We start from the raw sequence: 13,780 nt of genomic DNA, 5'->3' as shown, positions 1-13,780 counted from the left end.
TTCTCTTAAATCTTTTATCATTGCACCTTCTGAATTTATTCTTACACATGCTCCAACAAAAAATAAAAATATTACAATAAACACTGATAAACAACCAGTAAAAACTGATTTACATCCTCTTTCCATTTTATCTATCTACCCTTTCATGTTCGTGTGATTTAATCAATATATTTTTTAATACTCCTGACTTTTTTATACTATCCTTTAATAATAACATATCTCTAACCAAAACTTTACAAAAGTTTGATTTTTAAATGATAAATCATCTTCTTTATTATCATCTATAAGTTTTTTTTCTATAAAAAATCTTTTTATAAAACTACTAATGGAAGCATCTAATATTATTACATCACTACAAGCTACATGAAATACTGGTGTTTTATCACTATCTACTACTTGTGAAATGAAATAACCTTTATATGTTAAAGGTATTAATCCTTCTGCTTCATTAAATCTTCTCTCCATTTCATCATATCTTTCATCTTCATCTTCTGGTTCTGGTCCCCATAAACTATCTGGCCAATTTAACCTATTCATATTCCATTCTTCATCATAATATTTTATATACTCTTTTATTTTATTTACATTTTCTATAGAAAAATCTGCATAATTTATAGTATATTCATTTAAAGGCATTCCTTCTTTATATAAATTTTTTAAACACTTAGGCATTCTAAAATTATATATCTTTTCTATTTTTTCTATATCTTCATCACTTACTGGTGGTAATAATTCAATATTATTTTCTTTTACTTCTTTTAATATTTTTTCAAACATACTCTTACTCTCCTATTTTAATTTGATAAATATCTTATTTTATTATATCATAAAAGATTAACACTAAAAATCATGTTTTTTAACTTGTATACTTATTTCAATACTCTTTCAATTTTTATGTAACTCCATAAAATTTAAATTCTTTATATTTCTAGGCCCCTCTCTATTTTAATTAAGAGATAGAAAAAAGGGTTAGAAAATATAACATTTATATATTCCCAAACCCTAAAAACTATTTTTTGCATTATTTTAAATTAATTACACCCTCAATTGCCATTCTCACATTATATGGTTTGACAAATATTTTATAAGGATTTTCTTTAGCCCTCTTAATTATTTCAGTATTTGAAATACTTAAATTATGTTCATAATTTTCTTTATTTAATACTAACCTATCTTTTCCATAGTATCTATATATTTCATTTTCACTATCTTTAATAATTTTAAATCCTTTAGTTTCAATATTTTCTAACTTATTAAATCTATCTTCTTTTTTTCTTAAATCTTGTAATAACTCATTATAAAATAATTTTTGGTAATTTTCTAATTTATCTAATCCATAGTTTATATATTGTGTTTCTATTCCTAATTCTCTTAAAACAGAAATCATTAATGATACTTTTTCTATATCTTTAGTACTTATTTTAAGTCTATTATTAGTAATATAGTTTGTTTTCTTTTCTATTATTTCTTCTCTTTCAAGTATTTCATTATTAAAATATTCTTCTAAAACTATATCAATATTTGATTTTGCTAAATCAGATTTTAACATACTGTATTTTTTATTAGCTAAATCATATGCTGCTTTAACTGATTTTGCACTTTCCTTTATTTCTAAATATAGCTCATCATTATTAGTATAAAGTCTAACTCCATCTACATTTGTTAATTCTAAGAATTTTTGATAATTTAAAGTATTAATCTTGCCAACTTTAATCTTAAAAGTAGCTTGTTTTTCATCTTTAATTACTTTACCTAATTTTACATCAACATCATCATATTTTTTAGTATCAAATGAGATAGTTTCAATATTTTCATATTTAATTCCTGCTGCTGATAATAGTTCTTTCATTCTATTAAATACTTTTGCATTTTCACTATTAGAATCTAGCATATCTTTATTAGATTTAGTATTAATTGATATTTCTAGATCTACTATATCTGCTTTAATATCTTTACTAAAACTAGAATATAGGTTTAATTCATTACTATATTTAACATTTTCTTTTCCATCATCTGCAATAAACTCAATTACTAACTCATTTTCAAGTTTAACTTTAGGTATAGTTATTTCTAAACTTTGATTAGATACTTCATCAAAACTTAATTCTTTAACAGCCATCTTAGACATAGCCATCATAGGCATAGGATACTCTACTACATCATTTGCAACATTTATTTTTCTTTCTAATTCATCTACTAAATATTTATTTTCTTTAATAGATTTTACATTCTTAATTTCATAACCTTCACTAACTAAGAATTTTGCCTTATTTCTTGCTCTTACATATGCATCTTCATACATATTTAAATACTCTTCTTTTAAATTAGAAACTGAATATTCTATATTATTTTTTATTTCTATATCAAATTTTGCAGCTATCTCAATTAATTTATCAATTTTTTTAACATCTCTTAATTTAAAGGAAAAATTATTTTCCACTTCAAAAAACTCTTCATCTACTCTTTCCATTTTCTTATACGAATCTGAAAAAATAAAGTCAAAATCTTTCCCTATATTATTTTTTATAATCTGAATTTTTTTATTTATTTTCTTAAATGTATCATTTTTATCTTTACCTATAGATGATAATTTAAACGTAATCAACCCTTTATTCATTTTATATCCTATGGCACCATTTTTTTCCAATTCTTCAATTATTTTAGCACCCTCATTTACATCTGCTGTGATTGAAAAAGTCATAAAAGTTTCATAACCATTTTCTTTTTCTTTAACTAATTTTGAGAATTTTCTATCAGAAATACTATTTGTAGTTACATTATCAAATTTAATTCCATTTTCATTTAAAAGTAAAAAGAATTCATTTACTTTTTCTCTATTACTATTTCTTGTTTTTTCTAAACTTTTACCTTCAGTACTTAAATTAAAATTAATAAGTGCTGTATCTGCACTAATTTCTTTTTCCACTTTTTGCTTAGTAGCAACCATCATTTCTTGACCCATTAAATTTAATCCTGCAACTAATGATAATAGCATAAATATTTTTTTCATACCGACTCCTTTTATACCTTTTATATAGCTCTATTTTACCCCATTTTCATTATATTTCCCTTATACCTTACTTATTTTATACTTCTCACCATCTGTAAAAAAGGTGTTAATACTTTAAAGAATGTATCTATTTCTTCTTTACTATTGTATTTAGAAAAACTTATTCTAATAGCACTTTCAATTCTTTCTTTAGAAATATTTAAGGCTTTTAAAACATGAGAATCCTTTTTATTGGCAGAACATGCAGAACCTGTAGAAATACATATATCATTACTTGCTAAAAAGTTTTGTAATACCTCTGCTCTAGCTCCAATAAAAGAAACATTAACTATACTATCACTAGAATTTTCTGGACTATTTACATATACATTAGTGATCTCAGATAATTTATTTAAAAAATATTCTTTTAATTCTTTAACATATTCCATATCATTCCCTATTTCCATAGCTTTTAAAAAACCAAAAACTAATTCATTAGACATAGTACGCGGAATATATTTATTCTCACTATTATCTCCATATATTTGTTCTTTAATTTTCACACCATCTTTAATATATATAGCTCCTACTCCTTTAGGACCATGTATTTTATGTGAACTAATAGATAAAAGATCTACTGCTATTTTAGAAAAATCAAAAGGGACATGATTTAATCCTTGGACATAGTCTATATGTAAATATGTTTTTGGATTTTTTTCTTTAATAACTGCAGCTATACAATTCATATCCATTATAGTCCCAATTTCATTATTTACACCCATTATTGATACAAGTCTCGTGTCTTCTCTAATTAAATCTCTTAGATGATCTATATCAATATTTCCAAATTCATCTACTTTTGCAAAATCAAGTTCATATCCTTCGTTCTTAAGTTCCAGAGCAGTATTTAATAAAGATGGATGTTCTAGTGGAGATATGATAAAATGCCCTTTTTTTTCTTTTCTTAAAACTGATGTTAAAGCTAAATTATTAGCTTCACCTCCACCTGATGTAAATGAAAAATTATCAGGATTTAATCCTAGCACTTTTTTAAATATATTTTTTTTACTTCTTAATATCTTCTTTACATCACTTGCAGCACTGTATCCTGAATCTACATTCAAATACATATTATTCATTACCTTAGTCATTTCTTCTATTACTCTTTCATCTACACGTGTTGTAGCTGAATTATCAAAATATATCATATTTTTACCTACTTTTCTAAAAATTTAGAAAAGAGGGGAATCCCCTCTTATCTATATACTCTATAATCTACATTTTTAAATATATTGTCTCTTCCTTCTATTTCTTTTAACCATTCTTCATCTATACTTCCATGTTTAATATCTTCATATAGTTTGAATAATCTATAAGTATGATCTGATACTTTCTTTTGAGCGTATCCAACCATAGTCTTAGTAAACATAATAAATGGCCAACATGAAGTTTGTGCTAAGAATAATTCTCTTGCAGCTTGATTTAATGCTCTATATTCTAATTCATTATGCGGCTCTCTTTGTGCAAGTTCTATCATCTTTTCAGCAGCTTTATGTAGATGCCTATAAATGTAATCATTAGATCCATCTACCCAAACATCATAATAACCATTTGCTCCCCAACTTGACATACTTAAATCAACTACTTGATTTAATTTATATATATCTAAATATCTAGAAGGTGTAATACTTCCAAAGTTAGATTCTTGCATTGCTCTAAATATATATTCTAAGAATATAGGCCCTTCATACCACCAGTGTCCATATAGCTCTGCATCATAAGGTGATACTATTATAGGTTTTCTATATTTCATTTTACTTGCTAAGAAATCAATTTGTTTGCTACGATTAAATACAAAGTTGTATGCATGTGAAATAGCTGTATTTCTAGCATGTTCTGGATCATACGCTTTTTTAAATGTTCCTTTTTTATCTGTAATTGCATGATATTTAATACCAATATTACGTCTTACTCCATCGCTGTGTAAGAAAGGTTTAATGTAATCATAGTCAAGTTCATATCCAGCATCTTTATGGAACTCTCTATAAGCTCCATCTCCTGGATATCCAACTTCAGATGACCAAACTTGTTCTGAAGATTCTAAATCCCTTGCAAATGCTGCAACTCCATTTTCTGTAAATACTGGTGAATAAACTCCATAAACAGGTCTTGGATTTGAATTTTTAATTCCATGTGCATCAACTAAGAAATATCTAATTCCTTCATCTTTTAAGTATTTATCTTGTCCTTTATAGTAAGCACATTCTGCAAGCCATATACCTTGAGGTTCTCTTCCAAAATTAGACATATAGTCTATCTTAGCCATTTTAACTTGAGCTCTAACAGCATTAGGGTAATCTTTCATCATAGGTAACATTCCATGTGTTGCAGTAACTGGAATAATTTCTAAATTACCTAAATCTTGGAAATATTTAAATCTCTTGATTAGGTTTTTATCATTTTCTAAGAAATACTTTCTTGCATTGAAATATGTATCATAGTTATGTACAGCAATCTTATACATATCTGGATATGGAGCTAATCTTTCAAGTTCTAATGAACAAAACTCTACTAATTTATCCATATGTTTTAAATATCTATTTTGCAACATTTCATCATTTAACATATTTGCTAAAGTTCCTGAAATTGTCATTGTAATATTAAAAGGTACTCTATCTCTATTTAAATTCTCAAACATATTTAAAAGCGGAATATATGTTTCTGTAATTGCTTCAAATAGCCAATCTTCTTCTAAAAATTCTTCATACTCCGGATGTCTTACAAACGGTAAATGTGCGTGTAAAACAATACTTAAATAACCTTTCACAGTAATCACTCCCTATTTTTTCATTATCAATGCATTACTTCCATCTAAATAATATTTTTTTCTAATTGATATTTTTTCAAATCCAACTTTTTCATAAAGCTTTATTGCTGCTATATTTTTTTCAGATACTTCTAAAAAAACATCTTTATCATCTGAAATATTATATAAAAGCTTTTGTGCATATCCTTTATTTCTATATTTTTCTTTAATTGCAATTTCAAATACCTCATAACAATCAAAGCTATCAAGTATGATAATATATCCAACAAAATCAACATCATAAATACAATGTATACTATAATTTGGGTTATTAAACATACTCTCTATTTCTTCATAACTCTTTTTATCTAAAAAATTTTGATTGTGTAATTCTAAGATTTCTTGTATTTCATTATTTTTCATCTATAAGTCCAATTCTATTAAATGGATACCATCTTAATAATAATTTACCATAAATTCTTTCTTCTTTAACATATCCAAAGAATCTTGAATCATTACTATTATTAGTATTATCTCCCATAGCCATGTAATAATTACTTATTACTTCAACTTCCTCTCCATTTAATAACTTAGTCATAATCTCTTTATCATATTTAAAATCAAGTATAGGAAGAACAAATCTACCTTCACTTTCTAAAATATATGTATATCTTTTATTACTTAAATCTTGATCTACTCCACTAATTTGATCTAGAGTGTTGGTATTAAAGAAACCAAATAGGTATTTATAGTAATCTGTTGGAATATTTTTTGCTAGAAATTCTTCTTTTGATACTTCTACAACTCCATTTCCATTTACTATATCTAATTCTAAAATTTCTGTAAGTTTTACTTTATCTCCCTTTTTAGGAATATATATTTCAGGATTATTGAATAATTTAAGTATACCTTCTATAGAATATTCTCTGTTTAAACTTGATTTTTCTCCATCAATATATATATTATGATCTCCATCATTTATTTTAAACATAGTTCCAGGCGTACCTGTAATTCTCTTTGTATACATTAAACTATTATCTAAAGGTTCTTTAAATGAGATTATATCTCCAATTTTTGGTTGTTTAAATTTATACACAATATTATTAGCAAAAATTCTATCACTAACTGCTATAGTTGGTTCCATAGACCCAGTTGGTATAGCATAGTTACCTAAATAATATCCTTGTATAATTATTACAAGTATAATAATAAATATTGCATTAAATACCTTTTTAAACTTACTTGTTAACTCAACTTGTGAGAAAACAATTAATATTATTGAAGTTATCACAGCAAAAATATTAAATCTTAAAAATACTTTATCATCTATTCCAAACATTGCTTTACCAAATACTATTAACACTGTATTAACTATATTCATATACTCATAATAGTATTTTTTAGCGTAAACTGCTAAGAGTATAGCAAAGTTAAATACTGTTCCAAATATAACTATTTTATTTCTAATAGGTAATATTTCACTAGCACTAAAATCTACTTTTAAAGCTGTTACTCCTAATAAAATTAAAGCTAGTGTGTTTAGAATTAATAAAACCTTATCATTTCTAATATTTTCATTATTTATACCCAATTTTCCAACTATATTTTCTGTAAATCTATCAATATATCCTACTACTTTTTTTTCTTTAAATAAATACGTCAATATTACTACTGATGTAATTATGTAAAATAGTATATAAAAAACTATTTTCATAACATCCTCCTACATTCATAAACGGTAAATATATTATAGCACAAAAAATATAAAAATTGAACTACACTCTAACACTATATATTACCTTGAATCTATAAAAAGTCAATACTAAAAAATTAGTTAAAGAAAAAAGTAAAAAAATACATTTTTATACTACCACAGCATAAATATTTATGATATAATTTTTATGTACCATATTATCATATATTTGAAAGGGGTAAAAATGAAAAGAGAGTTAGCATTAGAATTTGCAAGAGTTACTGAAGCAGCTGCACTTGCCGCACACAGATTAGTAGGTAGAGGTAATAAAGAAGAAATAGACAGAGTAGCTGTTGAAGCAATGAAAATAATGTTAAATAGAATCAAAATAAAAGGTGAAGTTGTAATAGGAGAAGGAGAAATTGATGAAGCACCAATGTTATACATTGGAGAAAAACTTGGTAGACCAGATGGAGAATATCTTGAAGTTGATATAGCAGTAGATCCTGTAGAAGGAACTCGTATGACAGCTCAAAGACAAGCAAATGCAATTACTGTACTTGCAATAGGTAAAAAGGATTCTTTCTTAAAAGCTCCAGATATGTATATGGAAAAACTTATAGTTGGCCCAAATGCTAAAGGTTTAATAGATTTAGAAAAACCTTTAACAGAAAATATGGAAATTATTGCAAAAGCAAATAATAAAGAATTAAAAGATTTAACTATAATAGTTCTAGATAAACCTAGACATAAAAAAATAATTGATGATTTACAAAAAATTGGTGTAAGTGTTTATGCCCTTCCTGATGGAGATGTTGCTGCATCTATACTTACTTGTATGGTTGATAGTGACTTTGATGCTCTTTATGGAATTGGTGGTGCACCTGAAGGTGTAATATCTGCAGCAGCTATTAGAGTGCTTGGTGGAGATATGCAAGCAAGACTTAAATTACGTAGTGAAGTTAAAGGGGTTTCACTTGAAAATGATAAAATATCTAAAGATGAAAAACGTAGATGCGAAGAAAAAGGATTAACTATAGGAGCTGTATTAAAACTTGATGATTTAGCCAAAGATAATGAAATTATATTCTCAGCTACAGGAATAACTTCTGGAGATTTATTAGAAGGAATTAAAAGACGTGGAAATATAGCTAGAACTCAAACTTTATTAATCAGAGGAAGTTCTAAAACAGTAAGATATATCAATTCTATACACAATTTAGATTATAAAGATGAAAAAATCAATCATTTAGTAAAATAGATGCATTTGCATCTATTTTTTTATAAAAAAAGGTGATTTGGGATTTTAAAAAATCCCTTGAATCACCTCTTTCTTTTCTGTATAATTTAATCACCAAACAAAAATAACAGAAAGGAGTGATAAACATGACATCTAAAATCAAATTCATCTAGATGTCATATCTGTAACTTTCAACATAAAATGAAACTTACTTGTAAATCTAGATTATGTAATTCTTGTGGTTATTATTACTCTATTAAATGGACTAACTCCATCACTAATCAATTAATTAATATTCCTCATAGACATGTTCTTTTTACTATTCTTCAACAATTTAGAAAATTTATTGCTTATGATAAAACTATTCTTTCTAAATTAGCTGCTGATATTAATAATATTTTCAAATATCAATTCCATAATATTCATGATAAAAAGAAAAAACTTAATTATTTTCATGTTAATTCTATTGCTAATCAATAATGCTTTAAATATGGCTTCTAAAATGATTAAAGAAGATGTTAGATTCTTCTATAATGTTGGTGATAATGATGTTAATAACCCTAAAGGTATTATTAATTTAGCTAGAGTTCCTATTGCTGAGTATAAAATTATTGATATTAATCTTAATAAAAATATTCTCACTTTTATGTTTAATGATTTAGCTAATAATAAAGAAATTACTTATAAGACTTTATCTATTCAAGATTTTGTTACTAAATTACTTTTTCATTTACCTTATAAACATTTTAAGATGATTAAAAGTTCCTTCTCTTTTTAGAAAGAACTTTAAAGCTATTTGGGGCTTTGATCCTTTTATGCAGTATTAAGCTTGAAGCTTATGAACTCTTTATAAATAATTCTATTGGACCTCCTATTCATAAATTCTATAACCCTAATGGCCTATTATTTAAATAGATATTTTTGTATTACTCAAATTTACTTATTAATTTTATTTTTTATAAACTGTAACTTCTTTTTACATTAATCAATAAAATTATATACATCTTATTAGAATTCTAATTTCCTATAGAATAAAAAAAAGGGTGTCTTATAACACCTTTTTCTATGTGAATCCCCTAAAAAAAGGTGATTTCACTATTAATTTGCTGAAAATAAGATTTTTGAAAGTCTAGAGCTTAAGTTATCTTTATTTTCAAGTAATATTTTCTTCACTTGATCTTCATTTTTACCTTTTAATGTTTTCATAGCTTTTGTACTTACTCTAACTTTAACTTCTTTACCATCAACCATTAATTTCATAGTTTGAAGATTAGGTCTCCAAATTCTTTTAGTTGCTCTATTTGAGTGACTTACTAAGTTTCCATGACCTACTTTTTTCCCAAATACTTCACAAATTTGCATATCTACACCTCCTAATTTTCTCTTTTCTAGATTTTAATTATACCATAAGTAGTAATATTATTCAAGATATAATTTTTAATTATTTTTATAATTTCCAAATTATTATACACTAACTAGAACTAAATTGCAACTTTTTTATTTTAGATGGTATTTTTAAAAATTATGGCGAGAATATTTCTCGCCAAATCCTTAAAACATTGGATAACCTTCATCTTTATAATTCTTCAATAAAAAGTCCTTAACTTTTTTAGAAGTCATAGCTTTTGCTAAATCTTTAATTTTTTTACTATTTTTATTATCTTCTCTTGCAGCTAACATTACTGCAAATCTTCCTTTAGAGTCTTTTTCTAAGAATAGTGCATCTTTAACATGTACCCCTATTTTTAACATATGTGATGGCCAGTTAAAAGCTAAATCAAATTCTTGATAAGCTTGTACAAGTGATGGTATTCCAACAGGAGTAATTTTTAATCCTTTTTTATTTTCTACTATATAATTTATACTATTTAACCCTGTATTTTTACCTAATTTTATTAATCCTTCTTTTTCTAATATTCTTAACGCTCTATCTTGATTAGTTGGATCACTTGGAATTGCAATTCTTGCTCCATCAGGTATATCTTTCTTATTTTTTATTTTTTTAGAATAGAAACCAATATGTACATCATAAATAGGTTGAACTTTTACTAAAGTCCCATTATTTCTTTGGTTGAATACTTGCATAAATGGCTCATGTTGGTGGAAGTTTGCATCAAAATCTTTTGCATTTAATCCAACATTAGCAGTAACATAATCTGTAAGTAATGTAATTTGTACATCGTAACCTTGTTTCTTTAAATCTTCTGCAGCAATTTTAACTATTTCATTCATTGGATAACCTGCAGCAGCAACCTTAATAACTTTATCATTAGAGAAAGTTAAAGTAGTAAACACTAGTGTGAAAAATAATAATAATTTTTTTAACATTAAGAATCTCTCCTTCTTTTGTCTAAATTTTTTGATATATAGTTCCCTATAATTTGTATTGCAAATACAATTACTATCATTATTGATACTACCTTATATACTAAAGGATAATTGTATTCTTGATAACCATATCTAATAGCATAATCTCCTATACCTCCTCCTCCTACTATACCCATTACAGTAGAGTAAGAAATGAAGCTAATTATACTTGAAGTTAATCCTAAAACTAATGAACTTCTAGCTTCTACTAATAGGAAATGCCATACTAGTTGAAAACTTGTTGCCTTCATTGATAATGCTGCATCTATTATTCCTAGATCTACATCATGAAATGATTGCTCAACAAATCTTGCATAAAGTGCTACAGCTACAAAACATATAGGAAAACTAGCTGGTAATAATCCAAACGCTGTTCCAAAAACTAATCTTGTAAGCGGTATTAAAACAATAACCAAGATTAAAAAAGGAAAACTTCTTACCACATTAATATATATATTAATAGGTAGATATATATACATATTCTCTTTTAATCCATCCTTTTTAGTTAAATAAAGTAATGAACCTAAAGGTATCCCAATTAATATTGCAAAGATAGTTGGAATTAGAACCATAATAAATGTATCTTTAATTGCTGTTAATAATTCTATTGTATAATAATCCATTATTTTAGCACCTCTTTTGCATATTCTAGATAAGTAAGTTCTTTATCATCTTCTAAGTCCTTATTTACTTCAAATATTTCTAAAATTTTTCCATTTTCTATTACTGCCACTCTATCACATATTTTTTTAGCAATATCTAACTCATGAGTTACAAATAATATAGTAGTGCCATAATCTACATTTATTTTTTTAAATAGTGAAATAATTTCATTTTTGTTTATCTTATCAAGGGATGCTGTAACTTCATCACAAAGTAGTAAATCTGGGTTTGAAACTAAAGCTCTTGCAATAGCAACTCTTTGATTTTGTCCACCACTTAAAGATGAAATATATTCATTTTTTTTATTTAGTAATCCTACATAATTTAATACTTTATCAACCTTTGATAAATCTTTTTGCTTTTTCAATATTAAAGGTAGTTCTACATTTGAATAAACATCTTTATTATTTAATAGATTAAATGATTGAAATACTGCAGCCATTTCAACATTTTCATCCATCAATACTTCTCCACTATCAGGTTTAATTAATCCTTGTATAATTTTTAAAATAGTTGATTTACCACTACCTGATTTGCCGATAAGTCCAAAAATTTCACCTTTTTTTAGTTCTAAATCTACATTTAATGTAAAATTTCCAATTTTCTTGTTAATATTCCTCAAATTCATTTTATCACCTAACTAATTTTAACATATATATTTTTCTATATCTATATTTTTTTGAAAAAAAGCAAAAAATATATATTTCCACTATCATAAAATAAAAAATGTTTCATATTATGAAATATATGTCTACTCAAAAATACTTTGAAGTAGCGTTAAAACTTATTTAATAAAGACTATATTTTTTTATTTTATTATTTTTTTCATTGCTAAATCTTATGTATAATTTATGCAAATTAAATATAAACTAGCTTTTTTTTAGATTATAGAGTATAATACTATTGCACAAATATTTTATTTTACAATCGGAGGAAAAAAATGAAAAAATTATTAATGAGTATCCTTTTTGGAGCTTTTTTATTTTCTTGTGGAGGAAGCACAGAATCTGCTCCTAAAACAGAAGAAAAATTAGTATTCTACGCAGGATTACAAGAAGATCACGCTGCATTAATTGCTGAGCAATTTACTGCAGAAACAGGAATACCTACAGAATTCGTAAGAATGAGTAGTGGAGAAACTTTAGCAAGATTAAAAGCTGAAAAAAATAACATGGTTGCTTCAGTTTGGTATGGTGGACCAGTTGATGGTATCATCGCTGCTGATGCAGAAGGTTTAATTGAGCCTTACGTATCACCAACATCTGAAGAAATCTTAGACCAATTCAAATCAGGTGACGGAAGATGGACAGGAATCTACGTTGGATACTTAGGATTTGTTGGAAACAAAAAAATCTTAGAAGAAAAAGGATTAGAAATGCCTAAATCTTGGGCAGATTTATTAGACCCTAAATTCAAAGGTGAAGTTGTTGTTGCTCACCCAGGATCATCTGGAACTGCATATACTATGCTTGCATCATTAGTACAATTAATGGGTGAAGAACAAGCAATGGCTTACTTCAAACAATTAGACGGACAAATTAGACAATATACTAAATCAGGAACAGCTCCAGGAAGAATGGTTGGAACTGGTGAAGTTGCTTTAGGAATTACTTTCTTACATGATGCTATTAAATATCAAAAAGAAGGATATTCTGATATAATAATTTCAGCTCCAAGTGAAGGAACAGGATATGAGATAGGAGCTGTTGCTTTACTAAAAGATGCACCTAATAGTGAAGCTGCTAAGAAATTTATTGATTGGGTATTAACTAAAGAAGTGCAAGAATTAGGTAAAACAGTTGGATCATTCCAATTCTTAACTAACAAAAATGCACAAAATCCTGAAGAAGCAGAACCAATTAAAGATACTAAATTAATAAATTATGACTTTGAATGGGCTGGAAAAAACAGAAAAGATTTAGTAGAAAAATATACTAAAGAAACTAGTTCAACAATACCAGAAAAATAAAAATATTAAAATACAAGGGGGCTCTACCCTTGTATTTTATTGAAAGGATTATT

At 26.0% G+C, this 13,780-nt stretch carries 13 protein-coding genes and 1 pseudogene; 4 read left to right on the top strand and 10 right to left on the bottom strand.

Annotation, left to right across the window (positions count from 1 at the left end; genetic code table 11):
* Nucleotides 1-204 precede the first annotated feature (204 nt).
* The 6 genes from GM111_RS06130 to lepB form a co-directional block, all read right to left on the bottom strand.
* Complete coding sequence (locus tag GM111_RS06130; RefSeq protein ID WP_156300200.1) at nt 205-777, bottom strand: SMI1/KNR4 family protein; 573 nt, start codon at nt 775-777, stop codon at nt 205-207.
* 244 nt (nt 778-1,021) lie between these two features.
* The gene (locus tag GM111_RS06125; protein ID WP_156300198.1) at nt 1,022-3,010 is read right to left on the bottom strand and encodes an SIMPL domain-containing protein; all 1,989 of its coding nucleotides are present in this window, start codon (nt 3,008-3,010) and stop codon (nt 1,022-1,024) included.
* Between the two features lie 71 nt (nt 3,011-3,081).
* On the bottom strand, nt 3,082-4,197 hold the full coding sequence (locus tag GM111_RS06120) for a cysteine desulfurase family protein (protein ID WP_156300196.1): 1,116 nt from the start codon (nt 4,195-4,197) through the stop codon (nt 3,082-3,084).
* Nucleotides 4,198-4,244: 47 nt separating this feature from the next.
* Nucleotides 4,245-5,816 (bottom strand): glycoside hydrolase family 57 protein, encoded by a 1,572-nt coding sequence (locus GM111_RS06115; RefSeq protein WP_156300193.1) that lies wholly within the window; start codon nt 5,814-5,816, stop codon nt 4,245-4,247.
* A 12-nt stretch (nt 5,817-5,828) separates the two neighbouring features.
* Entirely contained in the window at nt 5,829-6,218 is a 390-nt protein-coding gene (locus GM111_RS06110) for a GNAT family N-acetyltransferase (protein ID WP_156300191.1), read from the bottom strand.
* Entirely contained in the window at nt 6,208-7,509 is a 1,302-nt protein-coding gene (gene lepB / locus GM111_RS06105; RefSeq protein WP_156300188.1) for a signal peptidase I, read from the bottom strand. Before lepB ends, GM111_RS06110 begins: the two co-directional genes overlap by 11 nt.
* A 223-nt stretch (nt 7,510-7,732) precedes the next feature.
* Between lepB and glpX the strand changes: the two genes are divergently transcribed.
* From glpX to GM111_RS06090, 3 genes and pseudogenes are all read left to right on the top strand, one after another.
* On the top strand, nt 7,733-8,749 hold the full coding sequence (glpX, locus tag GM111_RS06100; RefSeq protein WP_156300186.1) for a class II fructose-bisphosphatase: 1,017 nt from the start codon (nt 7,733-7,735) through the stop codon (nt 8,747-8,749).
* A gap of 150 nt (nt 8,750-8,899) precedes the next feature.
* Nucleotides 8,900-9,208, top strand: a pseudogene (locus GM111_RS06095) (transposase zinc-binding domain-containing protein); the annotation flags it as partial.
* 10 nt (nt 9,209-9,218) lie between these two features.
* Complete coding sequence (locus tag GM111_RS06090) at nt 9,219-9,506, top strand: transposase (RefSeq protein WP_197034512.1); 288 nt, start codon at nt 9,219-9,221, stop codon at nt 9,504-9,506.
* Between the two features lie 320 nt (nt 9,507-9,826).
* Here GM111_RS06090 and rpmB read toward each other — a convergent pair whose 3' ends face one another.
* The 4 genes from rpmB to GM111_RS06070 form a co-directional block, all read right to left on the bottom strand.
* Nucleotides 9,827-10,090 carry a 50S ribosomal protein L28 gene (gene rpmB, locus GM111_RS06085; protein WP_156300180.1) on the bottom strand — a complete coding sequence of 88 codons (264 nt, stop codon included), beginning with the start codon at nt 10,088-10,090 and terminating at the stop codon, nt 9,827-9,829.
* Nucleotides 10,091-10,279: 189 nt separating this feature from the next.
* Nucleotides 10,280-11,056: a MetQ/NlpA family ABC transporter substrate-binding protein gene (locus tag GM111_RS06080; RefSeq protein WP_156300178.1), complete on the bottom strand. Its 777-nt coding sequence runs from the start codon at nt 11,054-11,056 to the stop codon at nt 10,280-10,282.
* Nucleotides 11,056-11,718: a methionine ABC transporter permease gene (locus GM111_RS06075; protein WP_156300176.1), complete on the bottom strand. Its 663-nt coding sequence runs from the start codon at nt 11,716-11,718 to the stop codon at nt 11,056-11,058. Before GM111_RS06075 ends, GM111_RS06080 begins: the two co-directional genes overlap by 1 nt.
* The gene (locus GM111_RS06070) at nt 11,718-12,386 is read right to left on the bottom strand and encodes an ATP-binding cassette domain-containing protein (RefSeq protein WP_156300174.1); all 669 of its coding nucleotides are present in this window, start codon (nt 12,384-12,386) and stop codon (nt 11,718-11,720) included. Before GM111_RS06070 ends, GM111_RS06075 begins: the two co-directional genes overlap by 1 nt.
* A gap of 312 nt (nt 12,387-12,698) precedes the next feature.
* Here GM111_RS06070 and GM111_RS06065 point away from each other — a divergent pair, with 312 nt between their 5' ends.
* Nucleotides 12,699-13,727 carry an ABC transporter substrate-binding protein gene (locus GM111_RS06065; RefSeq protein ID WP_156300172.1) on the top strand — a complete coding sequence of 343 codons (1,029 nt, stop codon included), beginning with the start codon at nt 12,699-12,701 and terminating at the stop codon, nt 13,725-13,727.
* Nucleotides 13,728-13,780: the final 53 nt, after the last annotated feature.

The sequence above is a fragment of the Streptobacillus canis genome (assembly GCF_009733925.1).
In the GTDB taxonomy this organism is placed as follows: Bacteria; Fusobacteriota; Fusobacteriia; order Fusobacteriales; family Leptotrichiaceae; genus Streptobacillus; species Streptobacillus canis.
This window is presented reverse-complemented; position numbering and strand designations above follow the sequence as displayed.